Annotated in this window: 25 protein-coding genes and 2 tRNA genes; 13 read left to right on the top strand and 14 right to left on the bottom strand. The window is 53.6% G+C overall.

All coding sequences use genetic code 11. From position 1 onward, the window contains the following. Nucleotide 1 precedes the first annotated feature (1 nt). The 5 genes from ACMGGR_RS13635 to rmf all read left to right on the top strand — a co-directional run bounded on the left by ACMGGR_RS13635 (nt 2) and on the right by rmf (nt 5,834). Nucleotides 2–1,912 carry an ABC transporter ATP-binding protein gene (locus tag ACMGGR_RS13635; protein WP_414147107.1) on the top strand — a complete coding sequence of 637 codons (1,911 nt, stop codon included), beginning with the start codon at nt 2–4 and terminating at the stop codon, nt 1,910–1,912. A gap of 14 nt (nt 1,913–1,926) precedes the next feature. Further along, nucleotides 1,927–3,201, top strand: coding sequence for a membrane integrity-associated transporter subunit PqiA (gene pqiA / locus ACMGGR_RS13630; protein WP_246760571.1), 1,275 nt, complete (start codon nt 1,927–1,929; stop codon nt 3,199–3,201). Then, nucleotides 3,188–4,828 carry an intermembrane transport protein PqiB gene (gene pqiB, locus ACMGGR_RS13625; RefSeq protein WP_414147106.1) on the top strand — a complete coding sequence of 547 codons (1,641 nt, stop codon included), beginning with the start codon at nt 3,188–3,190 and terminating at the stop codon, nt 4,826–4,828. Before pqiA ends, pqiB begins: the two co-directional genes overlap by 14 nt. Further along, the gene (gene pqiC, locus ACMGGR_RS13620) at nt 4,828–5,391 is read left to right on the top strand and encodes a membrane integrity-associated transporter subunit PqiC (RefSeq protein ID WP_246760573.1); all 564 of its coding nucleotides are present in this window, start codon (nt 4,828–4,830) and stop codon (nt 5,389–5,391) included. The genes pqiB and pqiC overlap by 1 nt, the downstream gene beginning before the upstream one ends. A gap of 275 nt (nt 5,392–5,666) precedes the next feature. Next, nucleotides 5,667–5,834, top strand: a complete 168-nt coding sequence (gene rmf, locus ACMGGR_RS13615) for a ribosome modulation factor (protein ID WP_246760603.1) — start codon at nt 5,667–5,669, stop codon at nt 5,832–5,834. 61 nt (nt 5,835–5,895) lie between these two features. Here rmf and fabA read toward each other — a convergent pair whose 3' ends face one another. After that, nucleotides 5,896–6,414 (bottom strand): bifunctional 3-hydroxydecanoyl-ACP dehydratase/trans-2-decenoyl-ACP isomerase, encoded by a 519-nt coding sequence (gene fabA, locus ACMGGR_RS13610; RefSeq protein ID WP_414147105.1) that lies wholly within the window; start codon nt 6,412–6,414, stop codon nt 5,896–5,898. Between the two features lie 68 nt (nt 6,415–6,482). Beyond that, on the bottom strand, nt 6,483–8,264 hold the full coding sequence (locus ACMGGR_RS13605; RefSeq protein WP_246760575.1) for an AAA family ATPase: 1,782 nt from the start codon (nt 8,262–8,264) through the stop codon (nt 6,483–6,485). A 146-nt stretch (nt 8,265–8,410) separates the two neighbouring features. On the opposite strand from ACMGGR_RS13605, the gene matP reads away from it, so the two are divergent. After that, a complete protein-coding gene (gene matP, locus ACMGGR_RS13600) occupies nt 8,411–8,866 on the top strand; it encodes a macrodomain Ter protein MatP (protein WP_246760576.1) in 456 nt (151 codons plus the stop codon). Between the two features lie 154 nt (nt 8,867–9,020). Here the strand turns inward: matP and ompA are convergent, their stop codons facing one another. Both ompA and sulA read right to left on the bottom strand, forming a co-directional pair. Next, complete coding sequence (gene ompA / locus ACMGGR_RS13595) at nt 9,021–10,085, bottom strand: porin OmpA (protein ID WP_414147104.1); 1,065 nt, start codon at nt 10,083–10,085, stop codon at nt 9,021–9,023. A gap of 347 nt (nt 10,086–10,432) precedes the next feature. Continuing rightward, complete coding sequence (gene sulA, locus ACMGGR_RS13590; protein WP_414147103.1) at nt 10,433–10,942, bottom strand: SOS-induced cell division inhibitor SulA; 510 nt, start codon at nt 10,940–10,942, stop codon at nt 10,433–10,435. 208 nt (nt 10,943–11,150) lie between these two features. Between sulA and ACMGGR_RS13585 the strand changes: the two genes are divergently transcribed. Then, nucleotides 11,151–11,777: a TfoX/Sxy family DNA transformation protein gene (locus tag ACMGGR_RS13585; protein WP_414147102.1), complete on the top strand. Its 627-nt coding sequence runs from the start codon at nt 11,151–11,153 to the stop codon at nt 11,775–11,777. Here the strand turns inward: ACMGGR_RS13585 and yccS are convergent. Both yccS and ACMGGR_RS13575 read right to left on the bottom strand, forming a co-directional pair. Then, the gene (yccS, locus tag ACMGGR_RS13580) at nt 11,774–13,903 is read right to left on the bottom strand and encodes a YccS family putative transporter (RefSeq protein WP_414147101.1); all 2,130 of its coding nucleotides are present in this window, start codon (nt 13,901–13,903) and stop codon (nt 11,774–11,776) included. The two genes, ACMGGR_RS13585 and yccS, sit on opposite strands and share 4 nt — an antisense overlap. Before the next feature lie 2 nt (nt 13,904–13,905). Then, nucleotides 13,906–14,352: a YccF domain-containing protein gene (locus ACMGGR_RS13575; protein WP_414147100.1), complete on the bottom strand. Its 447-nt coding sequence runs from the start codon at nt 14,350–14,352 to the stop codon at nt 13,906–13,908. Between the two features lie 131 nt (nt 14,353–14,483). Between ACMGGR_RS13575 and helD the strand changes: the two genes are divergently transcribed. Beyond that, nucleotides 14,484–16,538 (top strand): DNA helicase IV, encoded by a 2,055-nt coding sequence (gene helD / locus ACMGGR_RS13570; RefSeq protein WP_414147099.1) that lies wholly within the window; start codon nt 14,484–14,486, stop codon nt 16,536–16,538. Between the two features lie 18 nt (nt 16,539–16,556). On the opposite strand, the gene ACMGGR_RS13565 is transcribed toward helD, so the two are convergent. Together ACMGGR_RS13565 and ACMGGR_RS13560 are read right to left on the bottom strand one after the other, a co-directional pair. Then, nucleotides 16,557–17,015: a methylglyoxal synthase gene (locus tag ACMGGR_RS13565; RefSeq protein ID WP_414147098.1), complete on the bottom strand. Its 459-nt coding sequence runs from the start codon at nt 17,013–17,015 to the stop codon at nt 16,557–16,559. A 162-nt stretch (nt 17,016–17,177) separates the two neighbouring features. Then, nucleotides 17,178–17,804 carry a DUF2057 family protein gene (locus ACMGGR_RS13560; protein WP_414147097.1) on the bottom strand — a complete coding sequence of 209 codons (627 nt, stop codon included), beginning with the start codon at nt 17,802–17,804 and terminating at the stop codon, nt 17,178–17,180. A gap of 178 nt (nt 17,805–17,982) precedes the next feature. On the opposite strand from ACMGGR_RS13560, the gene ACMGGR_RS13555 reads away from it, so the two are divergent. After that, the gene (locus ACMGGR_RS13555; RefSeq protein ID WP_414147096.1) at nt 17,983–18,396 is read left to right on the top strand and encodes a CoA-binding protein; all 414 of its coding nucleotides are present in this window, start codon (nt 17,983–17,985) and stop codon (nt 18,394–18,396) included. A gap of 27 nt (nt 18,397–18,423) precedes the next feature. Here the strand turns inward: ACMGGR_RS13555 and hspQ are convergent, their stop codons facing one another. Both hspQ and rlmI read right to left on the bottom strand, forming a co-directional pair. Further along, nucleotides 18,424–18,741 (bottom strand): heat shock protein HspQ, encoded by a 318-nt coding sequence (hspQ, locus tag ACMGGR_RS13550; RefSeq protein WP_414147095.1) that lies wholly within the window; start codon nt 18,739–18,741, stop codon nt 18,424–18,426. A gap of 61 nt (nt 18,742–18,802) precedes the next feature. After that, entirely contained in the window at nt 18,803–19,993 is a 1,191-nt protein-coding gene (gene rlmI / locus ACMGGR_RS13545; protein ID WP_246760587.1) for a 23S rRNA (cytosine(1962)-C(5))-methyltransferase RlmI, read from the bottom strand. A gap of 83 nt (nt 19,994–20,076) precedes the next feature. Between rlmI and yccX the strand changes: the two genes are divergently transcribed. Then, nucleotides 20,077–20,355, top strand: coding sequence for an acylphosphatase (gene yccX / locus ACMGGR_RS13540; RefSeq protein ID WP_246760588.1), 279 nt, complete (start codon nt 20,077–20,079; stop codon nt 20,353–20,355). A gap of 32 nt (nt 20,356–20,387) precedes the next feature. Here yccX and ACMGGR_RS13535 read toward each other — a convergent pair whose 3' ends face one another. Then, nucleotides 20,388–20,714, bottom strand: a complete 327-nt coding sequence (locus ACMGGR_RS13535) for a TusE/DsrC/DsvC family sulfur relay protein (protein WP_414147094.1) — start codon at nt 20,712–20,714, stop codon at nt 20,388–20,390. Nucleotides 20,715–20,836: 122 nt separating this feature from the next. Then, a complete protein-coding gene (gene yccA / locus ACMGGR_RS13530) occupies nt 20,837–21,493 on the bottom strand; it encodes an FtsH protease modulator YccA (protein ID WP_246760590.1) in 657 nt (218 codons plus the stop codon). A 216-nt stretch (nt 21,494–21,709) separates the two neighbouring features. Here yccA and ACMGGR_RS13525 point away from each other — a divergent pair. Beyond that, nucleotides 21,710–21,797 (top strand) — tRNA-Ser (locus tag ACMGGR_RS13525). A 170-nt stretch (nt 21,798–21,967) separates the two neighbouring features. Here ACMGGR_RS13525 and ACMGGR_RS13520 read toward each other — a convergent pair. Next, entirely contained in the window at nt 21,968–22,189 is a 222-nt protein-coding gene (locus tag ACMGGR_RS13520; protein ID WP_414147093.1) for a hypothetical protein, read from the bottom strand. Between the two features lie 151 nt (nt 22,190–22,340). Between ACMGGR_RS13520 and ACMGGR_RS13515 the strand changes: the two genes are divergently transcribed. Then, nucleotides 22,341–22,428: transfer RNA gene (locus ACMGGR_RS13515), tRNA-Ser, on the top strand. A gap of 295 nt (nt 22,429–22,723) precedes the next feature. Continuing rightward, on the top strand, nt 22,724–24,586 hold the full coding sequence (gene agp, locus ACMGGR_RS13510) for a bifunctional glucose-1-phosphatase/inositol phosphatase (protein ID WP_414147092.1): 1,863 nt from the start codon (nt 22,724–22,726) through the stop codon (nt 24,584–24,586). Nucleotides 24,587–24,681: 95 nt separating this feature from the next. Here agp and ACMGGR_RS13505 read toward each other — a convergent pair whose 3' ends face one another. Then, the gene (locus ACMGGR_RS13505; protein ID WP_246762538.1) at nt 24,682–26,055 is read right to left on the bottom strand and encodes an NAD-dependent succinate-semialdehyde dehydrogenase; all 1,374 of its coding nucleotides are present in this window, start codon (nt 26,053–26,055) and stop codon (nt 24,682–24,684) included. Nucleotides 26,056–26,089: the final 34 nt, after the last annotated feature.

Genomic DNA, 26,089 nt, shown 5'->3' with positions numbered 1-26,089 from the left:
TATGTCACTGATCAGTATTCATGGTGCTTACCTGTCATTCAGCGATGCGCCGCTGTTGGATAACACTGAGCTTCATATTGAAGAGAACGAGCGGGTCTGCCTGGTAGGCCGTAACGGCGCGGGCAAATCAACGCTGATGAAAATCATCAACCGCGAGCAGCCGCTTGACGATGGCCGTATCATCTATGAGCAGGATCTGGTTATCGCGCGTTTGCAGCAGGATCCGCCGCGTAACGTAAAAGGCTCAGTTTACGATTTCGTTGCCGAAGGCGTGGATGAGCAGGCCGAATACCTGAAGGCCTATCACGCCATTTCGCATCTGGTGATGACCGACCCCAGCGACAAAAATCTTAATGAGATGGGCAGGCTGCAAAGCATTCTGGATCACCAGAACCTGTGGCAGCTGGAAACGCGTATCCAGGACGTGCTGAAGCAGATTGGTCTGGATGGCGATGCACCCCTTTCCTCGCTTTCCGGCGGCTGGCTGCGTAAAGCGGCGCTGGGCCGCGCGCTGGTCAGTAATCCGCGCGTGCTGATGCTGGACGAACCGACCAACCACCTGGATATCGAAACCATTGACTGGCTGGAAACCTTCCTGAAGACGTTCCAGGGCAGCATTATCTTTATTTCGCATGACCGCTCGTTTATCCGCAATATGGCAACGCGTATTGTCGATCTGGATCGCGGCAAGCTGGTTTCCTGGCCGGGCGACTACGATCAGTTTTTGCTGGGTAAAGAAGAAGCGCTGCGCGTGGAAGAGATGCAGAATGCCGAGTTCGATCGCAAACTGGCGCAGGAAGAAGTCTGGATCCGCCAGGGCATTAAGGCTCGCCGTACCCGTAACGAAGGCCGCGTGCGCGCATTAAAAGCGTTACGTCGCGAGCGAACTGAACGCCGCGAAGTGATGGGCAAGGCCAACATGCAGGTTGAAGAGGCGAGCCGCTCCGGCAAAATCGTCTTTGAACTGGAAAACGTCAGCTACGCCGTGGACGGCAAGCAGCTGGTTAACGACTTTTCTGCTCAGGTACAGCGCGGCGATAAAATTGCACTGATTGGCCCGAACGGCTGCGGTAAATCTACCCTCTTAAAGCTAATGCTGGATCAGCTGAAGCCGGACAGCGGCCGCGTGCATATCGGGACCAAGCTGGAAGTGGCCTATTTTGACCAGCACCGTACCGAACTCGATCCCGATCGCACGGTGATGGACAACCTGGCGGAAGGCAAGCAGGAGGTCATGGTTAACGGCAAGCCGCGGCACGTGCTGGGCTATCTGCAGGACTTCCTGTTCCATCCTAAACGCGCGATGACGCCGGTACGCGCTTTGTCCGGCGGCGAGCGCAACCGTCTGCTGCTGGCACGTCTGTTCCTGAAGCCAAGCAACCTGCTGATCCTCGATGAACCGACCAACGACCTGGATGTTGAAACGCTGGAGCTGCTGGAAGAGCTGATTGATGGCTACCAGGGCACCGTGCTGCTGGTCAGCCACGATCGTCAGTTTGTCGACAATACGGTAACCGAATGCTGGATTTATGAAGGCAACGGCGAAATCGGCACCTTTGTGGGCGGCTATCACGATGCGCAGCAGCAGCGGAGTGCCTATAAGCAAACCCGCAGCGCGGCGAAAACGTCGAGCGCGCCACAACGTCAGGAAACCGTAAAAAACGAAGCGGCAAAGCGCCCGGTCGCTAAAATGAGCTATAACCTTCAGCGTGAGCTGGAACAGCTGCCGCAAAAGATGGAGCAGCTGGAGGCGCAGCTCGCTTCGCTACAGGCCAAAGTGGCCGATGCCAGCTTCTTTAACCAGCCTCATGACGTCACGCAGCCGGTTCTGGATGCCTTAGCCAGCGCGGAGCAGGAGCTGGAAGTGGCCTTTGAGCGCTGGGAATATCTGGAATCGCTGAAAAACCAATAATACCGAGGTAATTTATGTGTTCATCGCACCAGGCCGACCAGTGGATGCTTTGCCCGCAGTGCGACCTGATGACACAGTTGCCGTCGCTGACGCCGGGCAGTAAAGCTAACTGCCCGCGTTGCAACACCACGCTGGTGATGAACTGGGACGAGCCGCGCAAGCGGCCAACCGGCTATGCGCTGGCGGCGCTGTTTATGCTGGTGTTGGCCAACCTGTTCCCGTTCGTCAATATGCACGTGGCCGGGATGAGCAGCGAAATCACGCTGATGCGCATTCCGCAGGTCATGGTGTCGGTTGATTACAGCAGCCTGGCGACGCTGTTTATGCTGTTTGTGCAGACCGTTCCCGCGCTCTGCATGGTTATCATTCTGTTATTGGTCAACTCTGTCAGACTGTCCGTACCGCTAAAAAGGCTGCTGGCGCGCGTGCTGTTCCAGATTAAAGCCTGGGGCATGGCGGAGATCTTTCTCGCTGGCGTACTGGTCAGCTTCGTCAAGCTGATGGCCTATGGCGACATTGGTATCGGCACCAGCTTTATTCCGTGGTGCCTGTTTTGCCTGCTACAGCTGCGGGCTTTTCAGTGCGTCGATCGCCGCTGGATGTGGGAGCGTATCGCGCCTTTACCCGCGCTACCGGCAAAACCGATCGCCGGCGTTAGCGGTTTGCAGCAAAATTTACGTTCCTGCGGCTGCTGCACGGCAGTGCTGGCGGCTGAGCAACAGGTATGTCCGCGCTGCGGCACGGTGGGGCACGTTCGCCGCAGGCATAGCCTGCAATGGACGATGGCGCTGCTGCTGACCTCGCTGCTTTTATATATTCCCGCTAATCTGATGCCCATCATGATCACCGATTCGTTGGGAAGTAAGATCACCTCTACGATAATGGCGGGCGTGGTTCTGCTGTGGAGTGAAGGCTCTTATCCGGTGGCCATGGTTATTTTTGTCGCCAGCATCATGGTGCCCTCGCTGAAAATGTTGGCTATCGGCTGGTTGTGCTGGGACGCTAACGGCAAAAGCAAGCCGCACCAGGACAGCGAACGGATGCATAAAATTTATGAGGTGGTGGAGTTTGTCGGGCGCTGGTCAATGATTGACGTCTTTGTGATCGCCGTGCTCTCGGCACTGGTACGCATGGGGCAGATAATGAACATCTATCCCGCGACGGGCGCGCTGTTGTTTGCGCTGGTCGTCATTTTAACTATGTTTTCCGCCATGACTTTCGACCCGCGTTTGACATGGGATCGTGTAAGTAACAAAACTCAAGAGGAGCCAGACATTGCAGGAAAATAATCATGGTGTGGCAACGGTTGATAAAATCAAACGTTGGTCACCGGTCTGGATAATCCCCATCGTTACCGTTCTAATCGGGGCGTGGATCCTTGTTTATCACTTTACCCATCAGGGGCCGCTGGTCACGCTGATTACCACCAATGCCGAAGGTATTGAAGGCGGGAAAACGGCCATCAAAAGCCGCAGCGTAGATGTCGGCACGGTTGAAAGCGCCGTATTAACCGACGACTTACTGCATGTAAAAATTACCGCGCGCCTTAACACCGGCATGGAAAAATTGCTGAAAGGCGACAGCGCTTTCTGGGTAGTCAAACCTACTATCGGTCGGGAAGGCGTCACCGGCCTGGGCACGCTACTCTCCGGTTCCTATATTGAACTCCAGCCCGGCAGCAAGGGCGAACAGCCTGAAGAGTATAAGCTGCTGGATGCGCCGCCGCTGGCGCCGCCGGATGCCAAAGGCATTCACGTCACGCTGGACAGCGCGAAAGCGGGGCAGCTTAATGCCGGCGATCCCGTACTGTTTCGCGGCTATCGCGTTGGTTCGGTAGAGACCAGCCACTTTGATGCCGACAAGCGCATGATGACCTATCAGCTCTTTGTCGCGGCGCCTTATGACCGTCTCGTCACTACTAATGTCCGTTTCTGGAAAGACAGCGGCATTGCGGTAGATATGTCTGCTTCGGGCATGCGCGTCGAAATGGGCTCACTGACCACGCTGTTCAGCGGCGGCGTTAGCTTTGACGTGCCGGACGGCTGGGATCTGGGACAGGCAGCGGCTAACAAAGCGGAATACAAACTGTTTGACGATCAGCGCAGCATTCAGGATTCGCTCTATACCGTGCATAAAGATTTCCTGATGTTCTTCAGCGATTCCATCCGCGGCCTGCAGCCGGGCGCACCGGTAGAGTTCCGTGGCATCCGCCTGGGTACGGTAGCCGAAGTGCCGTTCAAATCGACGAAGATCGCACAGCAGCTGGGGAATGACTATCGCATTCCGGTGCTGATCCGCATTGAGCCGGATCGCTTTGACAGCATGCTGGGCAAGGATTTCGATATCGAACAGCACCTGAAAGAGGGCATCAAGGCTGGCCTGCGAGCCTCGCTGAAATCGGCTAACCTGTTGACCGGTTCGCTCTATATCGATCTGGACTTTGACAGCAATGCCAAACCGGTGACCGGCCCGGACTCCTTTGCTGGCTACGAGCTGATCCCGACCACCAGCGGCGGCCTGGCGCAAATCCAGCAGAAGCTGATGGCTACGCTGGATAAAATCAACGCGCTACCGCTGAACCCGATGATCAATCAGGCGACCGGCACGCTGAAAGAGAGCCAGCGTACCATTCGCGAGCTGCAGAAAACGCTGGACAACATCAACCAAATCACCGGCAGTAAGTCGATGAAAGAGTTGCCTGCGGATATGCAGAAAACGCTGCGCGAGCTGAACAACAGTATGAAAGGCTTCCAGCCTGGCGCACCGGCCTATAGCAAGCTGACCGGTGATATGCAGCAGCTTAACCAGGTATTGCGCGAGCTTCAGCCGGTATTAAAAACGTTGAACAGCAAGAGTAATGCGCTGGTGTTTGAAGCCAAACCTGGCCACGACCCGCAGCCGAAGAGGGCGAAATAATGAAAAAATGGATACCCGTGGCGTTTGCTTTGACGCTGGCTGCCTGTAGCAGCACGCCGGAAACGACCTACTACCAGCTGCCTTCGGCGACGAAAAGCACGCTGGCCAGTACCAGCGCTGACGCGATGCGCCCAACGGTTTTTGTGCAACACGTTTCCGTGCCGGATTATCTGGCCGGAAACGGCCTGGTTTACCAGAGCAGCGATGTAAAATACGTCATCGCCGCCAACAACCTCTGGGCCAGTCCGCTTGACCAGCAGCTTCAGCAAACGCTGGTTGCCAACCTGAGCGAGGCGCTACCTGGCTGGCTGGTTTCCTCATCGGCGCTGGGCGAGCAGCAGGACAAGCTGACCGTTAACGTAACCGGTTTCCAGGGACGTTACGATGGCCAGGCGGTCATTAGTGGCGACTGGGTGCTTGAGCATCAGGAAAAGGTCATCAGGCGCGCCTTTACGCTCACGCTGCCGCAAAAAGAAGATGGCTATGACGCGCTGGTCCGGACGCTGGCGGCAGGCTGGCAACAGGAAGCGCAGGAGATAGCGCGGGCTATCAGCAGTAATTAAGAAAATTTAATAATCTTATTAAGCCCCGGCATACAGCAATTCAGAATGTTGTACGGTCGGGGCTTTTTTTACCAATTACAGCTGGTTATTCCGTTTTTAAGGCTAATTCAGGCAATACGTTGCCGCTATGCTCGCACAAATTTATGACATTGGCGTGAATTTTGCGCATTGATTTCTGTTTTGAATGGCGTTAGAACTGAATTGTGATTGCGTACGCACTCACTGATTTCTTTCCACCAGATTCCACCTGACCTGAAGAGGGGATTGCAGGCATGATGAAGAGACAGAAACGAGATCGGCTAGAACGGGCACATTCCAGGGGTTATCAGGCCGGTATTTCCGGGCGTCCCAAAGAGATGTGTCCCTATCAGATGATTGATGCGAAATCTCACTGGTTGGGAGGCTGGCGACAAGCCATGGAGGACAGGACGGTTACCGCTTAATCCGGACTGTTTTAGAAAAGGAAAAAACCTCCGCCCGGGCGGAGGTTTCTGTTTTCAATGTTTAGAAAGCGGTAGTGTCTTTAAACAGACCTACTTTCAGATCGGTAGCCGTATAGATAACGTTACCGTCAACCAGCACTTCACCATCAGCCACGCCCATCACCAGCTTACGGTTGATCACGCGCTTAAAGTGAATGCGGTAAGAAACTTTTTTCGCCGTTGGCAGAACCTGACCGGTAAATTTAACCTCGCCCACGCCCAGCGCACGGCCTTTGCCTTCCGCGCCCAGCCAGCCCAGGTAAAAACCAACCAGCTGCCACATCGCGTCCAGACCCAGACAGCCAGGCATCACAGGATCGCCGATAAAGTGGCAGCCAAAGAACCACAGATCCGGATTGATATCCAGCTCGGCCTCGACAAAGCCTTTGCCGTATTTGCCGCCATCCTCATTCATCTCAACCACGCGATCCATCATCAGCATGTTTCCTGACGGTAACGGCGGGCCTTCGGCACCGAACAGTTCACTGCGGCCAGAGGCAATCAGATCTTCTTTGGTGTAGGATTTGCGTTTATCTACCATGTTTTCAATAAGCCTTATTTTAATGAAGCACGAAGGTTAGCTTACAGCTGTAAGCTGAGCAAGCCCGATTAGCTCTGGTTAAACCAGTTTAGCCAGCGCAGCGGCCACGGGCGTTGTCGTCCTTCGTGCTGGTTTATCTGCGCTATGCGTTCCTGTATCGTTCTTAACAGGCAAGGCGCGTCTTCTTTATCCCACTCGACTGCTGTCAGCAAAGGCAGCGCTTCTTCTACGCTTTCCACTGCCCAGATATGGAATTTCCCTTCTTTTACCGCATCCACCACTTCCTGCTGCAGAGAAAGATGGCGAACGTTGGCGGCCGGAATAATCACGCCCTGGCTACCGTTAAGCGTACGCTGATGACAAATATGGAAAAAGCCTTCGATTTTCTCGTTAAGGCCGCCTACAGGCTGCACCCGACCAAACTGGTCGACGGAGCCGGTTACCGCTATTTGCTGCGTAATCGGCTGATTAGCCAGTGCGCTGATCAGGGCGCAAAGTTCAGCCAGAGAGGCGCTGTCGCCATCCACTTCGGAATAGGATTGCTCAAAAACCACCGAGGCGGAGAAGGGGAGCTGCTGCTCCAGCTCCAGCTCAGCTATCAGCCAGGCCTGCATAATCATCATGCCTTTAGCATGAATATTACCGCCCAGCTCGGCTTTGCGCTCTACGTCATGGAACTCGCCGTCGCCAACGTGTACGACGCAGCTGATACGTGAAGGTTCACCAAAGGCGCGTGGATGTCCCGGAAACTCAATAACCGAGAGGGCGTTGATCTGACCAATCATTTCGCCTTCGGTTTCAATCAGGATTTGCTCCAGCAGAATTTCATCGCGAATACGCTCGGCAAGGAAGCCTTCACGCCATTCCCGACTTTCCAGCGCGGCCTGAAGATGTTCGCCAGAGATAACGTTATCATCGCTGTGGGCCAGTGCGTCCTGGAACTGGCGAGAAAGCCAGACGGGGCAAAGCGGCAGCGTATCCTGATCGCCGGTATAGCGTACCGCTTCGCGCATCAGCACCGGCCAGAGATTGTCCGCGATAACGATGTCTTCATCGGCGGCTACCGAACGCGCCCACTTGATCCACAGGCTAAAAGCTTCTTCATCGACAATCTGAATGTTTTCTTCAAATTCAGAATAGAAGGCCAGCGAGACCAGCTCCGGTTCCATCTCCTGAAAATCCGCCAGCGCATCGCGCTCGCCGGTCAGAATGAGCCGGAAATGCATGGGCATCGGCGGCACGGAAACTGGCAGCGGCCGCGCTTCGTCAGGCGAATGCCAGCTGAACTGGCCGGTCGTCAGAATCTGCTTCAGGCGCAGCCACAGCAGCGGTTGAGCAAGCAGAGCACGGAGTGAAAGGATCAGCGTGCCGCCGTTGGCCTGATGTACCAGACCCGGCTCCAGCGTGAACGCATTATGATACTGACGAAAACAACCGAACAGCTGCTCTGCTTCTGTCCAGTCGGCAAAGTGAACGCCGCCCGTACTCGCAAAATTGTCCTGCTCTGACTCGGCGGGACGCCAGCTGATTTTCGCGCCTTCAATATGATAATGACCGCCGTAAAGCGCGGGGCTTTCTTCGGTAAAACCCGCAACGACATCCTGCAGCAGCGACTGATACTGCACGTGCTCAGGTGTTTTCACCAGCATGAGCGGCAGCTTTGCCGGGCTTTCCAGCAGCAGGCTAAGGGTGCTGAACAGGCGAGACTGCACGACGGCAAAATAACAGGAGTCATCGGGAAGCTCAGAAAAAAGCGGCTGAACGCTGTCGGTATCGGGCTGCAGGGCACGCCATTCAAGTTGGTTGTTGGTCAAAGTTATCGTATTTTTTTGAAATGAGTAATGCGGCATTATACAAGATTTCAGCCTGTTAAGCATTGCGCAGATCCATTTCAGGCACTGATAAACAGCATTTGCGAGTTGGCTCTGGTTTTCCGTGCGGCTCGGTGAAAAAAACTGTTATCCTGAATAAGATACAGACTTAGCATGAGATTGCGATGAAATATCAGCAACTGGAAAACCTTGAAAGCGGATGGAAGTGGGCCTATCTGGTGAAAAAACATCGGGAAGGCGAAGCGATCACGCGTTATCTGGAACGAAGCGCGGCGCAGGTTGCTGTTGGTGAGCTACTCGCGATGGAAAATCGACCGACAGAAGTGCTGACGTGGATTAGCCGACATATTAATCCGGCGCTTGAAAACCGCATGAAGCAAAGTATTCGTGCACGCCGCAAGCGGCATTTTAACGCCGAGCATCAGCATACGCGCAAGAAATCTATCGATCTGGAATATCTGGTCTGGCAGAGGCTGGCCGCGCTGGCGCAGCGGCGTCACAGTACGCTGTCGGAAACCATTGTGCAGCTGATTGAAGACGCTGAACATAAAGAGAAGTATGCCAGCCAGATGTCCTCATTAAAACAGGACTTACAGGCTATTCTGGGCAAGGCGGACTAAGCAGGTTTTCAGGAAAATTAACGGCCAGTTGAAGGGATAAACAACATCAGGCGTCAGCCTTCTCGTTTTTATCATTCAGCATCAGAGAGCAAATTGCTGAAGATCGCATACAAAAAACCCCGCCGAAGCGGGGTTTTTTATCAAAGCGTCAAACTTAACCCTGAGGCTGAGTTACAACGTCTTTGATGCCTTTAACCTGAATTTCTACACGACGGTCTGGACCCAGACATTCGATCAGGGCTTTACGGCCTTTCACGCTGTCACAGGTGTTGCCGGTAACTGGGTTAGATTCACCCATGCCACGTGCAGAGATCTTGTTAGAAGGGATGCCTTTAGAAACGAGGTAGTCAACAACGGACTGAGCACGTTTCTCGGACAGTTTCTGGTTGTACTGGTCAGAACCGATACGGTCGGTGAAGCCCAGAACAACAACGCTGCCGTCTTTCGGATCCAGAGAGCTCAGCTGGGTGTACAGCTGATCCAGAGCCTGCTGGCCTTCAGGCTTCAGAGTCGCCTTGTTGAAGGTGAACAGAACGTCTGATTTCAGGGTGAAACGCTTGGTTTCAACAACTGGCGCTGGCGCTGGAGCCGGAGCCGGTGCTGGAGCTGCTTCATCCTGACCGAAGCGGTAGGAAACACCTACGCTCAGCATGGCGTTGTCTGGACGAGTACCAACGGTGTTTGCATCACCGATGTTGTTCACCCACTGGTAATCCAGGCGGGTAGCCCAGTTTTTGGTCACAGCATACTCAAGGCCCACTGCTGCCAGCGGAGAAACGCCGGTGTCGTGGTCGCTGATGCGGTTGCCGTTGTTGTTCTGCTTAGAGTCTGCGCGCCATACCATGCCGCCCAGACGGGTGTACACGTCCAGATCGTCATAGATTGGGTAGCTCAGTTTAGCAGCCAGCTGAACGCCCTGTGCTTTAAATGCGCCATTTACTACATTGCCTTTGTAAGGCATACGGCCCAGCCAGTCATAACCCAGTTCGAAGCCCAGGTATTGGTTAGCCTGGTAACCACCGAACGCACCAGCGCCCAGCTGGCTTTCGTGAGTTGGACCGTCGTTGTTTGCATAACCGTTACCGTAGTAACCAGTGTCGTGGTACTGAGACCAGCCCAGTTTCGCACCGGCGTACCAGGTGTCATCTTTAGGGGCGGCCTGCGCTACGGTAGCGAAGCCAGCCAGTGCCACTGCAATTGCGATAGCTGTCTTTTTCATTTTTGCGCCTCGTTATCATCCAAATAGGCAATGAGCTTTCATTAGCTCTTTGATTAATCCTTCGCCGGGTTATGACGCTCGATTATGACTCATCCAAAAAAGGGAGATTATTGAGCACCCTGGCGACGTAAAGTCTACAACGTACCAGCAAAGTTACAAGTAAGATGTGAAGGAGGCCTGAAAAAAAACGGAGGTTTAGACACAAATTTACATATTTAACTTATGTGAGGGACGAAATAAAGGAGGGGGAAAAGAGGGCTAAACCATTGTCACGCCGGGTCATAGCATAATCAGACGCTTATCAGGCCCGGCGAAGAAGTTTATGATGGGAAAACTCTTATTTTTACTTAATGATACAAACTTGAGTGAATCTTTAAGCCATTAAAGGGTCTGGAGGTCGCCATTTCGATCGGATCCGGGCGCATAATTAACCCCAGGGCCTGGCCACAAAGAGCAGCATTATGCAGTCGTTGCCGATCGTCTGATGACAATTCTTCCGGCAGCCAGCCGAGCACTACGCTGTAGTTTCCTGTTTGCAGGGCCTTTATCATCGCTTCCAGCGTATTAATGGCCGCTGTTCCCTGAACTTGCATAACTTTATCCAGCGGCAGGCCGGATTGCGCAAGCCAGCTACGACTTAGTTTTTGCTGTGGCGTCAGCCAAAGCTGCCAGCGTGACTGGGTGCCGAGCTGTTGCAGTAGAGGTAAAAGCAGCATTTGCGTCATGCCTGGCTGATTCTCACTGTAAATCAGTTCGCTGATAAGGCCAGTAGCTTCGTTTGTTGTCGATGCGGCACAGGCTGAAGCCTGTTGAAAACGGCGATTAGCAAAAAGAGATTTCATGGAATGAGTATGCATATTGGCTTTGCTCGCAGGTCACTGTATGGATATACAGTATAAGGGTAATGCATAAAGATCAACCTTATTTTTTGAAAACGCCTCGCAAAATGACAATCCAGTCGACCCACACAGCAATTATTAATTGAACCTGTAACGGTGATTGCATACCTTTCTTTTCCATAGCAAACGCCACGGGAAGGCATCATTTATCTGGAAGGAGAGAACTATGTGTGACTCAAAAACGCAGATTGCCAAAGCCAAATGTCAGCTTGCTGAACTGGGCGATATTGACAGTCGTAGCCAGTTCGGCGGCTACAGTCTGTCTGTCGATAACGTTGTTTTTGCCCTGGTGGCAGAAGGAGAGCTCTATCTGCGCGCTTGCGAGCAGGTGAAGCCCTATCTGACCGAGCGGAAAATGAAACCTTTGCACTTCAATAAAAGAGGCGTGCCGGTCGCGCTGGACTACTATCGCGTTGACGAGCCTTTATGGAAAGAGAACGAACAGCTTCTGGCACTTTCCAGGCTTTGCCTGCAGGGCGCACGTGAGCAGAAAGCCCGGCAGCAACAAAATCAGCGTTTAAAAGATTTGCCTAACCTGACCGGGAAGCTGGAAATGTTGCTAAGGCAGGTAGGCATCAGCACCATTGCCAGGCTCAAGCAAGAGGGGGCCAGACGCTGCTGGCTTAAGCTGTACGCCAGTAATAAAAATGTCGGCATTAATATTCTGTTTGCGCTCGAAGGCGCTATTACAGGGCATCATCATGAAGCGCTGCCGGAACATATCAAAACAGAACTTCGGCGGTGGTACAAAGAAACGATGCGGCGTCAGGTGGCCAGGCAGCAAAAACCTTAAGCCGCAGAGAGTTTTTTCTTAAGCCGGGCTATTTCCGGCAGCAGCGCGACCAGCAGGCCAACCTGCTGCAATACCAGCGGTTCTTTCGTTTCCGGCGCGGCCTCGGCCTCGGCCAGACGCACAGACAGATTATCCAGCAGTCTGGCAGCCTTACTGTCGTCTACGATATCAACGTGCAGTACGTCATCAACGTAGCAGACCGCGTCGTCCATCAACTGCAGAATTGGCTGGCTGGTCATTTTTTCACGGTGCGCGCCCAGGGCCGAGATGTAGCTGAGAAAGGAGTGGTTAAGGCACAGCAGGCGAAAAGCATCTTCTCGCAGGCTGGTCCCGGTATTTTTCTCTGCTGAAATATTTGAAACCACGGAGGCAAGTTCCGCATCGCCATTATGGGCATCGCGGCGTGCTACGCGGTAATCCAGCCGGTTATCTTTACCCTGGTGATACTGCACAAGGATAGCGTCCAGGTAGCGACAGTTAGCGTTCAGCGTACGCTCCGCCACGGCAGAAAGACGGCGGAAGCGCCAGTCGGGCCAGATAAAAGCCACGGCCAGCCAGGCGATGCCGCAGCCCAACAGCGTATCGATAATACGCGGCAGCGCGACCTCAAAACCTTCACCGAGCAGGTTAAAGCAGCACAGCACCAGCAAGGTAATAAACAGCGTGGCGGTAGCATATTGCGACTGACGGAAAGCAAAAAACAGTACGCCGCTCAGCACAATCAGCACAAGCTGGCCTTCCACGGAAGGCACCAGCCAGAGCAGCGGCAAGCCGATCATAATGCCGACGACCGTACCGGCAATACGCAAGGCCAGCCTGCGCTTTGTGGCGTTGTAGTTGGGCTGGCAGACAAACAGGCTGGTCAACAATATCCAGTAGCCATGTTCAAGCCCGGTCAGCTTGATAAAAGCGTAACCGGTACACAGCAGTAACGACATGCGTACGGCGTGGCGAAAAAGTGGCGACTGCGGTGATAAATGGCGGCTCAGGCGCAGGCGAATATCGGCCCAGCCAGTCAGGCCTTCGCTGGAAAGGCGGCCATCGCTGTTATCCTGTAATACCTGCTCGGACTCAATCGTCGCCAGCTGCGCGTCTATTGCCTTCAGGTTGTGCAGCAAATAGTGCATTGCTTTGATTTCACCGCTGGCTGGCTGCGCCTTAGTGATTCGATCCAGTGCGGCCTGTAAATGAACAAATGCACGTTCAAAACGCGCATCATGCTGCCAGGGTTCACGCAGTAAAATGCAGTTAGCCAACTGCTGGCAGGCCTTAGCCTGCATGGTTAGCAGCCGCTGAAAACGGAATAAAATATCGCTGTAGCGGTACGCTTTGCGCAGCGCATGGTATTGCGCATGGGAAGAGCTGGCGCGCTCGTGAATATCCTGCGCCACAAAGTAATAGTGCAGCGTACGTCGGGTGCTTCGCTGCCCCCTGTCGCCACGCAGCCGCGACTGAATGGAAATTTTTGTCTGGTTCAGCGTGGCAACCAGCTGGCTGTTGGTCATCGCGGCTTCAATCAGCGAGCCATCATCGTTTTCTTCAATATCGGGATCGAACAGGCCTGCTTTGGCTTCCAGATAACGCGCCAGCCCCTCAAAGCAGCGGGCAATATTTTCCTGCAGCGGCCGTACCGGAAAAAGGGTGTGGCCAATAAGCGTCAGCAGGTTGTACCAGACAGCGCCCAACAGCAGGAGCGCAGGCTGCATGTACCACTGCTGAAACAGGCCAAGCCCAAGCAAAGTGTAAACGGCAATCAGCAGCGCGCCAAAAGCGATAGTGGCATAACGCTGACCCAGCGCGCCCAGCAGGATGAATCCCCATGTTGAGAGCGCGAGGCCAATAATAAACAGCCAGGGATAAGGCGACAGGAGCTCAATAGACACTGACGCCACGCAAAAACAGATCAGCGTGATCAATAAATTGCGCAAACGACCGCTGAGCCGATCGTCAAGATCGGTCAGCGCTGCGGCCACCACACCCAGCGTTAGCGGAATAGTCCAGGTAATCTGGCCCAGCCATAGCGGCACGGCTGTAGTACCGGCCAGGGCAAAAAAGATCCGCAGGTTATAGAGCAGCGCGCTGTTATAAGCATAGCGGCGCAGGCGTGGCGTCAGCGTTAAGAGCATAGTTAGTTAAACCGGCTACGGGCGTTAGCTTCGCGGGCGGCCTTTGCAACTTCAACGCTTACCACACGGCGTCCCACAGGCCACAGCGCGATGGCAGCAATTTTGAAATGAGCGATGCCGGTAGGAATGCCGATAATCGTAATGCATTGTGCGATACCAACCAGAATATGCGTCACGCAGAGCCACCAGCCGCAAAAAACCAGCCAGACAATGTTCAGCAAGGTGCCGCCAGAATTCAGGAAAATATTTTTCCGGCCGGGATTGAGTTCGTCAACGTGCACCGCTTCGTTACCGAAAGGGAATAGAGAAAGTTTAGTGATTTCCCAACAGGAACGGGTTAGCGGCAGGGTAATAATAAAGATAATGCTTAACAGCGTAGCGACCAGCCAGCCAATAGTGGTCAAAAAGCCGCCCATGAAAAAATTCAGAATGTTTAAAACGGTACGCATCAGATAGTGTCCTCCTGGTGCGAAAAAAGAGAAGGGTCAATGCGTTGATTATACCGTGTTTTAGCGCTGGAGCGGTACTCCCTTGCCGGGTAAACTGTCGCGATTAAGCTATCCGCAGCCCGAGGCCATTAATGGAACTGAAAGCAACATCGCTGGGTAAGCATCTGGCACAGCACCCCTATAATCGGGTTCGCCTGCTCGCGGCAGGCGTGGAAGTCAGCGGTGAAAAACACGAATACCTGATTCCTTTCAACCAGCTAATAGCAATCCGCTGTAAGCGTGGGCTGGTCTGGGGCGAGCTGGAGTTTTCTCTGCCGGATGAAAAGGTCGTGCGGCTACACGGTACCGAATGGCAGGAAACGCAGCGTTTTTATCACTACCTCAATCAGGCCTGGCAAAACTGGAGCCAGAGTATGAGCCCGATCGCGGCCGCAGTTTTACAGCAGCAGGTAGATAAACTGCGCGAGGCCGAACAGCAGGATAAATGGCTAAAACGTAATGAGGTCGTTGACTGGCGTAAGGCTATCCTGACCGCTTACGCATCACAACCTCTGCCGCTTGCCCGGCTGGAAACCTTTGATAACTGTCGTGAAGCCTGGTATTTCTGCCAGCGTTGGCTGGAAAACAGCGAAACAGAGCGGCAAAAACGCAATGAAAAGTGGTCAGAAAAGATGCTGGCGCAGTATGCGGATTTTTTTAACCGCTTAGAAAGCTCGCCTCTGAACGCGGCGCAAACCCGGGCGGTTATCAACGGCGAAGAAGCGTTGCTGGTGCTGGCCGGTGCCGGTAGCGGTAAAACCGCCGTGCTGGTGGCCCGCGCAGCCTGGCTGCTGTTACGCAAACAAGCTACCGCAGAACAAATTCTGCCACTGGCTTTTGGCCGGTTAGCGGCTGAAGAGATGAATAACCGCCTTAAACAGTGTCTGAATCATGACGATGTTGTTGCGCGCACCTTTCACTCGCTGGCGCTGCATATTATTCGCGAAGGCAGCAATAAAATGCCGGTGATTAGCCAACTGGAAAATGATGCCGTACAAAGACAGCAGCTGTTAATCGAAGCCTGGCAACAGCAGTGCAATGAGAAAAAAGCCCAGGCCAACGGCTGGCGGCAATGGTTACAGGAAGAGCTGGGCTGGGAGCTGGCGGAAGGCGTTTACTGGCAGGATAGCGAGCTGGTCAAACGCCTGGGTAGCCGACTGGATCGCTGGCTGGGACTGATGCGTATGCATGGTGGCGCGCAGGCGGCCATGATTGAATCCGCGCCGGAAGAGGTTCGTGAGCTGTTTGGCAAGCGGGTCAAACTCATGGCACCGCTGCTGAAAACCTGGAAGAGCGCGTTAAAAGAAGAGGGCGCTGTCGATTTCAGCGGCCTGATCCATCAGGCCATTGCCATTCTGGAAAAGGGACGTTTTATCAGCCCGTGGAAGCATATTCTGGTTGATGAGTTTCAGGATATCTCTCCACAGCAGGCCGCATTACTCACGGCGCTGCGTAAGCAAAATAGTCAAACCTCGCTCTTTGCCGTGGGTGACGACTGGCAGGCTATTTACCATTTTAACGGTGCCGATATGGCGCTAACGACCGCGTTTCATCACTACTTTGGGGAAGGCGACCGCTGCGTGCTGGATACTACGTATCGTTTTAACGCGCGGATTGGCGAGATCGCTAACGCTTTCGTGCAGAGTAATCCGCAACAGTTAAGAAAACCCCTGAATAGCCTGAGCAAAGGCAACAAAAAAACCATCTCACTGCTTCCTGAAGCGCAGCTGGAAACGTTACTGGATAAAATCAGCGGTTATGCCACGCCGGAAGAACGGGTGCTGATACTGGCGCGCTATCATCATTTACGGCCTGACCTGTTGAATAAAGCAAAAACGCGCTGGCCCGGACTGAATATCGATTTTGCCACCATCCATGCCAGCAAAGGGCAGCAGGCGGATTACGTATTATTAACGGGCTTGCGTAGCGGAGAGGACGGTTTTCCGGCGGCGGCAAGAGAGTCAGTTATTGAACAGGCCTTACTGCCCCCACCGGAACGTTTTCCCGACGCCGAAGAGCGTCGTCTGGCTTACGTAGCGATAACGCGTGCCAGGCAGCAGGTCTGGCTGCTGTTCGACAGCGTTTCACCTTCTGCTTTTGTTGCAGAGTTTAAACGCCTGGGCGTACCGGTATTACGTAAACCCTGACTCAGCACGCCCGATTGCTTACTGTAGACGCTCCTGCAAATAGCGCTCATAGTCGGGAACGGAAACGGCAAGCTGCTGAGCAAACAGCGGAGAATGGATAATAAAATCGGCGGTTGAGCGATTGGTCGCAACGGGGATGTTCCACACCGTGGCCAGGCGCAACAGTGCTTTGACATCAGGATCGTGCGGCACCGCGTTCAGGGGATCCCAAAAGAAGATCAGTACGTCGATTTTACCTTCGGCAATCATTGCACCTACCTGCTGGTCGCCGCCCATCGGGCCGCTCAGCATGGCAGTTACACTCAGGCCGGTCGCGCGCTGAATCAGGTTACCGGTCGTGCCGGTGGCGTAAAGCAGATGATGCTGCAACAGCGCTTTATGGCTGTCGACCCACTCCATCATCGAAGCTTTACAGTGATCGTGTGCGACCAGCGCAATATGTTTTTTATCCCGTAGGGTTCGGGTAGTTTGTTCCATGACAACATCCTGTTCCGCATTGAAAAAACAACTATACGGTTTCCAGTTACAGGATGCCAGAGGCTGGCGATTAGCCGGTGCGCAACGCCTTGATGATCAAAACCAGACGCTGGCGGGTAGCCGGTGCGCAACGCCTTCATGATCAAAACCAGAGGCTGGCGATTAGCCGGTGCGCAATGCCTTGATGATCAAAACCAGACGCTGGCGGGTAGCGGAATCAACCTGCTGATACCACAATTGCAGAATGCGGCTTGCCGGATACGCATTGTCGGCAAAATCAAGTGCGCTATGGTCTGCCATATTGCCGGTAGTGTGAGGCTGTGCAAAGCGGGGAACGGAAGCCGGGTGGCCCTGCATATTATAGGCAGCCATCGCCTGCTCAAAGTTTATGCTGACGTTAGTCGCCAGCCGATCGTGCTGGCTTTCTACCTGGTTGCCCTGTTCATCGTGCAGCCTGAAATCAGGATGGCGAGCAAAGGCCCGGGCCTGCTGAAGCGTATGCAGGGCAGGCAGCGTAATAGCGATAGTTTTTGTCGACGCCGTAAAGGTTACGATCAGTGGTGGAGAGACCCAGGGTGAGGCATCAATATTTTTGTCCACCCGGAAAAGAACCTGATGCTGACCGCGCTCAAGTTCAATGCCGTCAGCGCCTTTTAATAAAGAACCGGAGATTTTATGGCCATCAAGCACCAGCAAATCCATATCAGGTGCAAGTTTTAACGTAGTTGCCTGAGCCGCTGTCGCAACCCACATCGTCAACAACCCTGTCAGGAGCAGATCCAGCTTCATTATTTCTCCAGATGTGCAGGAACTTAAAAAAGAGCGAATGTATCAAAGTCTTTCAGTATGACAGCATATTAACATTTTTACATATTTATTCATGTTAAATCTTCCGCGGTAATGGACAAAAATATCAGTTATGTTCATCTCGGGTGTTCCGGACACGCAAACTTTTCTGGAGAAAATAATGGATAACAAAGTTATTGCAGATGTGTTAACTACTACCCGGCATATTGCCCTGGTAGGGGCCAGCGACAATCCTGGCAGGGCAAGTTATTACGTGATGGCTTATTTGCTGGAGCAAGGGTACAAAGTCACGCCCGTTAGCCCTAAGCTTGCCGGACAAACGCTGCTGGGCCAGCAAGTATATGCAACGCTGGAAGAGATTCCCGAGCCTGTCGATATGGTCGATGTTTTCCGTAATGCGGAAGCGGCCTATGGCGTGGCGCAGGAGGCCATCGCTATTGGTGCGAAATCGCTGTGGCTACAGCAGGGCGTGATCAATGAACAGGCCGCGGTACTGGCGGCGGATGCAGGTTTGACGGTGGTAATGGATCGCTGCCCGAAAATAGAGATCCCGCGGCTTGGTCTGGAAAAATAAAAAAAACCCCGCGTTGCGGGGTCTTTGTCAGTTTCTGAGGCGCGGCGCCTGAAGCTGCTCGCGGATTGAAGCGGCAAGCTCATCCATGGAGGGATGCTCGGGATGTTCACCCGGGATCTCCCAGCCCAGCTGGGCTTCTGCCAGATAGGTATGTACCGTTTCGCCGTTATCATCTTCCATCACCACGTGATACCAGGGAGCATTACGTAGCGAAGCGCTGTCGGCAATATCATCTATTTTCGGATCCTCTAACGAATACTCCGGATCCACATCAACAACAACACCTAAAAAACCAAGCAGCTTATGCCGCACCTGCTGGCCAGGCCCAAATTTGCTGGCAATCATTGTGACCTCCTGAGAAACATAGCCCTGCCAAAGAGATGGGGGCAGGGTAAGCGTTTTCAAGTCACAGTACGCGGCAGGCAAAACCTTTCAGGTAAAGTCCTTCCGGATAGCTGGCGATCACCGGGTGATCGGCCGCCTGACGGAACTGCTCTATAAATTGTACATCACGCTGCGCATCCAACGCGGCATCCGCGATGATTTTCTGGAATAATTCCGTAGGCATCAGTCCGGAGCAGGAGAAGGTTAGCAGCGTACCGCCAGGATTCAGCAACTGCATCGCCAGCATATTGATATCTTTATAGCCACGGCAGGCACCGGCCAGCTGATTTTTATTCTCGACAAATTTTGGCGGGTCCATCACGATCAGATCGAATTTTTCTCCGCTGTCGCGATAGCGACGCAGCAGTTTAAATACGTCATCGCGCAGAAACTCTGCTCTGGAGAGATCCAGCCCGTTCAGCTCTACGTTCTGACGCGCAACGTCCAGCGCAGCCTGAGAGGTATCCACGCTGATTACCTGCTGGCAGCCGCCCATTAATGCGGAAACAGCAAAACCGCCGGTATAGGAAAAGCAGTTCAGCACGCGCCCCTCTTTTGCATAGCGTCGGGTCGCCAGACGGCTGTCGCGCTGATCGAGGTAATAGCCCGTTTTGTGGCCGGTCTGAATATCCACCAGCAGCTTCATCCCGTGCTCGGTGATAGGCAGAAGTTCTGGTGGCGTTTCGCCCACAACCACGCCCTGCGTCAGTTCCAGACCCTCTTTTTTACGTACCGACACATCTGAACGGTCGTAGATAGCGCAGTCCGGATAGCAGCTTTGCAGTGCGCTAATCAGGGCCGCACGCTGGTATTCGGCACCTGCGGAAAGCAGCTGCAGCACCAGGAAGTTGCCAAAGCGGTCGATGGTCACGCCGGGCAGGCCATCGGACTCGCCGGCAATCAGCCGGTAGCTGTCCAGATCGTCACGCACCGCCAGCCAGTCACGCAGCTGCTGCGCCGCCTGTAGACGTTTAATAAAGAAGGCGATATCGATTGCCTCATCCTGTTCCCAGCTCCAGACGCGAGCGCGGATTTGTGAAGCAGGCGACCAGGCGGCGCGAGCCAGCCATTTTCCCTGGCTGTCACAAACGTCCAGCGTTTCACCCGGTTGGGCTTTCCCTTCCATGCGGGCTACGGCACCTGAAAATACCCACGGGTGACGACGAAGTAAGGACTTTTCACGTCCTTTGGCAAGAATTAAACGAACAGTCATATTTGCTATGCTTACAGTCAGAAAATCAGGCGCTATTGTCCGGTGCCTGGCAGCAAAATGCAATCTGTCTCTGTGGAGGTAACATGACGGTAATCTGTAAAAGAGCCTGGGTACATGGCGTAGTGCAGGGCGTAGGCTTTCGCTATACCACGCAGCAGGAAGCCAGGGCGCGCGGCTTAAAAGGCTATGCCCGCAACCTGGATGATGGCAGCGTCGAAGTGCTGGCCTGTGGCGAAGAGCAGGAAGTAGAAGCGCTTATCGCCTGGCTAAAAGCGGGTGGACCAAAAGCGGCCAGGGTTGATAAGGTATTAGCGGAGCCTTTTCAGCCTCACGATGAACCGACGGGCTTTACCACGCGATAGCGCTCCCTGTTTATCCCGAAAGGCAGGGCAGGTCAGAGGCATTTTGCCGGTTTGGGCAGGCCTGCGATTTTGGTGGCCTGTTTCGCCGGGCCTTCAGGGAAAAGCCGGAACAGGTAGCGGCTGTTACCTTTCTCCTCGCCATATTTTTTCGCCATCGCCTTAACCAGCATCCGTACGGCGGGCGAGGTATTGAATTCCAGATAGAAGTTCCGCACAAAATGGACGACTTCCCAGTGGGCTTCGCTCAGTACGATATTTTCTTCCTCGGCCAGTTGCGGAGCCAGTGCTTCGCTCCAGTCGGTAGTGTTGAGCAGATATCCCTGCGCGTCGCGTTCAATTTCTTTGCCGTCAAAAAACACTGTTTTGCCTCTTATCTGTTGTTGGCCGCCAGTTTAGCAAAAAACATCGTCGGCATGCAGTCTGGCAATCTCGCTATAAAAAAGCCCCGCGTCGCGGGGCCGGATAAGCAATAACCATTTTGTTAGTTGTTACGCGACATACCCAGAATACTTAACAGGCTAACAAAGATGTTATAGACAGAAACATACAGGCTTACCGTGGCGCGAATATAGTTCGTTTCGCCGCCGTGAATGATGTTGCTGGTTTCCCAAAGGATGGCACCGGATGAGAACAGGACAAACATCACGCTAATCGCCAGGTGCAGCGCCGGGATGTGCAAAAAGAGATTGGCCAGCACTGCTACCAGCAGTACGACAAAGCCAGCCATCATCATGCCGCCAAGAAAAGACATATCCTTACGGGTAGTAAGTACGTAAGCGGAGCAGCAAAAGAACACCAGCGCGGTGCCGCCCAGAGCCAGACCGATAACGTCACCCATTCCCGCCGACAGCAGCGAGTTTAAGATGGGGCCAAGGCAATATCCGAGGAAACCGGTGAAAGCGAAGGCGGCCAGAATGCCGGCAGGGCTATCCGCCAGCCGGTAGGTCAAAAACATCAGGCCGTAAAAACCGACCAGCATAATAATCAGGCCCGGCGCGGGCAGGGCGAACACGGTGCTTAGCGTGGCGGTAACGGCCGAGAACGCCAGCGTCAGCCCCAGCAGAAAATAGGTATTTCGCAAAACTTTGTGCGTGGCAAGCAGCGAGCTTTGCCGGGTAGTAGAGATGATGCGATCCATAAAAATGCCTCTTAAGGTCATCAGATGGCAGTGAGAATAAGCAGCGCTTCGTATTGCGGGAAGGCGTTTTACCCTTCTTTACTCGTGGTCATGGAGATTATGTGAGCGAACTGGCGTTTATTACGACAAAAAAACCGGGTTTGGCTGTTTTTGCGGCAGTTGAACCAGACCCTGCTTTACAACGGCACGGAGGATGTTTATAGTTCGGCTCATTGCGGAGGGGTGGCCGAGTGGCTGAAGGCACCGGTCTTGAAAACCGGCGACGGGAAACCGTTCGAGAGTTCGAATCTCTCCTCCTCCGCCATCAAATTTAACGGGTCAGCGAAAGCTGGCCCGTTTTGCTTTCTGCCTTATAAGATTTAAGCTGCTTCCTGCTTCCTGCTTCCTGCTTCCTGCTTCCTGCTTCCTGCTTCCTGCTTCCTGCTTCCTGCTTCCTGCTTCCTGCTTCCTGCTTCCTGCTTCCTGCTTCCTGGCTCATGCTTTTTGCTTTTTGCTTTTTGCTTTTTGCTTTTTGCTTTTTGCTTTTTGCTTTTTGCTTTTTGCTTTCCGTGTTCCGTGTTCCGTGTTCCGTGTTCTGCTTTCTGCTTTCTGCTTTCTGCTTTCTGCTTTCTGCTTTCTGTGTTCCGTGTTCCGTGTTCTGCTTGTACCTTTTGCGTGATTTTCCCCCTCGCTATAAAATCCTGTTTCCTTTTTCATCGTATTCAGTTTGTTTTTCGTCCGGCAAAGAAGAAAGTGATTAAAAGCATATAAATTCAACAAAATAGCGAAAATAATGCTTGGCAGCCTGAACCCTTTCCCCTATACTGCGCGCCATCAGTTGCACAGCAAGTGCAAAGGATAAAAGTGCGGAGGGGTGGCCGAGTGGCTGAAGGCACCGGTCTTGAAAACCGGCGACGGGAAACCGTTCGAGAGTTCGAATCTCTCCTCCTCCGCCATCAAATTCAACGGGTCAGCGATTGCTGGCCCGTTTTGCTTTCTACGATCTGACGCGGCGTCCGGCGATAAAACCAGCGTCCTTGCAAAAAACATCCCTTTTCTTTTCAATCTCCTGATGCGCCATAACGGCAAAAGCGATAGTCTGCTATATTCTCAACACAACTGACTGATGCCCGGATTCGGCCCATTTATTCCTGCCGCGCTGCGGCGAACCGCTTCCTTGTCGCCAGCCTTTACCAGGCGCATCGTCTTTCTGATCGGGTGATTTACCCCTTGAATCAATGGAAAAAACACATGATTAAAAAGTATAGTCTCTGCACACTGGCAGTCTGTTCGACGCTTTCTGGCCTGTCTGCTTATGCCGCCGATGACAATTATCAGCTTGAACAAGTGTTAATGATGAGTCGTCACAATCTTCGGGCACCGCTCGCTGACAACGGCAGCGTTCTGGCACAGTCCACGAAGAAAAAATGGCCGCAGTGGGACGTGCCGGGTGGTCAGCTGACGACGAAAGGCGGCGTGCTGGAAGTCTATATGGGGCGCTACACTCGCGAATGGCTGGCGCAGCAGGGATTAATAAAAGATAACGAATGTCCGGGCAGCGATGAAGTTTATGCCTATGCCAACAGCCTGCAACGCACCGTAGCCACCGCCCAGTTCTTTATTACTGGCGCTTTCCCTGGCTGTGACGTGCCGGTTTCCCATCAGGATGAAATGGGCACGATGGATCCGGTGTTCAACCCGGTCATTACCGACGGCAGCGAAGCCTTTAATAAACAGGCGCTGACGGCGATGAACAGCACGGCCGAAAAGCTGGCGTTAAAGCCTGCCTTCCAGCGCCTGGAAAAAATCATCGATTACAAAAATTCACCGGCCTGCGACGGCAAAAAACAGTGCGATCTTAGCAGCAATAACCAGAACAAGTTTTTTGCGGAAAATGGTAAAGAGCCAACGGTGTCCGGTCCGCTGAAAATCGGTAACTCGCTGGTTGATGCGTTTACCCTGCAATATTACGAAGGGATGCCGGCTGACCAGGTAGCCTGGGGACAAATCAAAACCCCGGAGCAGTGGCAAGAACTGTCGGCAATTAAAAATGCCTATCAGAATACGCTGTTTACTTCTCCGGAAGTGGCACGCGATGTTGCTGCGCCGCTGGTCGACTACATCCGCAGCATGCTGGTGGATGAAGATAAAGCCAGCGCGCCAAAAGTCACGCTGATGGTCGGCCATGATTCCAATATCGCCTCGCTGCTGACCGCGCTTGATTTTAAAGCCTATACGCTGCCTGACCAGAACGAACAAACGCCAATTGGCGGGATGATTCAGTTCCAGCGCTGGCACGACAAGAAAAACAACCAGGAACTGGTAAAAGTGGAATACGTTTACCAGAGCAGCGAGCAACTACGAAACGCTACGCCGCTGTCGTTGGATACGCCGCCAAAACGCGTAACCCTGCAGATGAACGGCTGCCAGACGGACGCCAACGGTTTCTGCCCGTGGGATCAGTTTACGCAGGTGCTGAATAAAGCCATTGCCGGCACGCCAATGGCGGCGGCGCAGGCGACGGCCAACAGTGATAAGGCCGCTGCGGATAAAGCAGCCGCCGATAAGGCCGCGCAGGCAAAAGCCAGTGCGGATAAAGCTGCCGCAGACAAGGCTGCTGCTGATAAAGCGGCTGCCGATAAAGGCAAAGCAGATAAAGCGAAAGCGTCTGCCGATAAGGCAGCTGCGGACAAAGCGGCCGCTGATAAGGCCGCGGCTGACAAAGAGAGGGCGGAAAAAGCGAAAGCTGTTGCTGACAAGGCCGCCGCCGATAAAGCTAAGGCAGAAAAAGCGAAGGCCGCCGCCGATAAAGCAGCCAAAGATAAGGCTGCTACCGATAAGTCTGCCAACAATGCGGCTGACAAAGCTGCTACCGATAAGTCTGCCAACAATGCGGCTGAAAAAGCTGCCACCGATAAGTCTGCCAACAATACGGCTGACAAAGCTGCTACCGATAAGTCTGCCAATAATGCGACTGACAAAGCTGCTACCGATCAGCCTGCCGACAGCGCTGCTGCCGATAAGCCAGCGGCTGAAGCAGATCAAGGCACCGACAAGCCAAACAAAGAAAAGCAGCCTGAGCCAGCGCAGCAGGCGAACCAACCTTCCTCATAGCGCAAAAAAAGAGACCGACATTGTCGGTCTCTGGTTTTTAAGCTTGCCGTTCAGGCGGCCCGGCGGGGCCGCCATCGCAACGGCTGACTATGCGCTTAGCCTTTACTGACAACCACCAGCTTCTGGTTCACAAACTCTTTGATTCCCAGGTCCGAAAGCTCGCGACCGTAGCCAGAACGCTTCACGCCGCCGAACGGCAGTTCTGGTGCCGTATCGCTCGCGGAATTGATATAGACCATACCGGTTTCGATTCGTGATGCCAGCGTTTTGCCGCGGGCAATATCGCCGGTAAAGACCGAACCGCCAAGGCCATAATGTGAATCGTTGGCCAGCTTCACCACTTCATCATCATCTTTTACCACGTAGATTTGCGCTACCGGGCCAAAGAACTCTTCAAAATAAGCGGGATTATCACGCGTAATACCGGAAAGAATGGTCGGCTCATAAAAACAACCTTCGCCGGCAATTGCTTTACCGCCAAGATGCAGTCTGGCACCTTTAGCCACCGCGTTTTCAACCTGTTTAACCAGCGTATCGCGTGCGTTAGCGGAAGAGAGCGGGCCAAGCGTGGTGCTTTCATCCAGCGGATCGCCAATTTTCACTTCACGGAAGGCCTGAGTGAATTTTTCAATAAAGGCATCGGCCACTTTTTCCTGCACGATAAAGCGTTTTGCCGCCGTACAAACCTGACCACAGTTGCTCAGACGTGCGCCGACGCCAGCCTTAACCGCTTTTTCCAGGTCGCAGTCGTCCAGTACCACAAAGACGTCATTACCACCCAGTTCAAGCGTGGTCTTTTTCAGGTATTTGCCGGCCTGCTGCGCAACAGCGCTACCGGCGCGTTCTGAGCCGGTCAGTGCTGCGCCCTGCACGCGGTCGTCGGCAATCAGCGTGGCGATCTGCTCGTTGCTGACGAAAAGATTGGTCCAGGCACCTTTTGGCGCGCCCGCTTCGGTAACCAGCTCTTCAAACAGCGTAGCGCAGTGGGGAACGTTGGCCGCATGCTTCGCCAGTACCGGGTTACCGGCAGCCAGGTTCGGTGCCAGCACGCGCATCAGCTGATAGTAAGGAAAGTTCCAGGGCTCAACCGCAACCAGCACGCCAATCGGATGGTTTTCTACCCAGGCTTCGCCAAGCTCGCTGGGATAAGATTTAGGTGCCAGAAAACGCTCTGCATTCTCTGCGTAGTAGCGGGCTATCTGCGCGCAAAGCTTTACTTCGCCGCGGCTTTGGTTGATTAGCTTACCCATTTCAATGCTGGCAACCTTCGCCAGTTCATCGACCCGGCCTTCGATCAGCTCGGCCAGCTTTTTTAACACCTGCAGGCGTGGCTGAATTGGGCCTTTGGACCATGAAGAGTGATAAAGATCGTCAGCGGTTTTAAGCGCCGCTTCTACCTGCTGATCGTTATGATCTGGCCAGGATTTAATGGTTTCATTATTTGCGGGATTAATTGTCTTATATGACATGTTAGCTCCTTCTCTGGGCCGTCAGGCGAAATGG

It is taken from the genome of Erwinia sp. BNK-24-b, from assembly GCF_047456155.1.
GTDB classification, from domain to species: domain Bacteria; phylum Pseudomonadota; class Gammaproteobacteria; order Enterobacterales; family Enterobacteriaceae; genus Erwinia; species Erwinia phyllosphaerae.
This window is presented reverse-complemented; position numbering and strand designations above follow the sequence as displayed.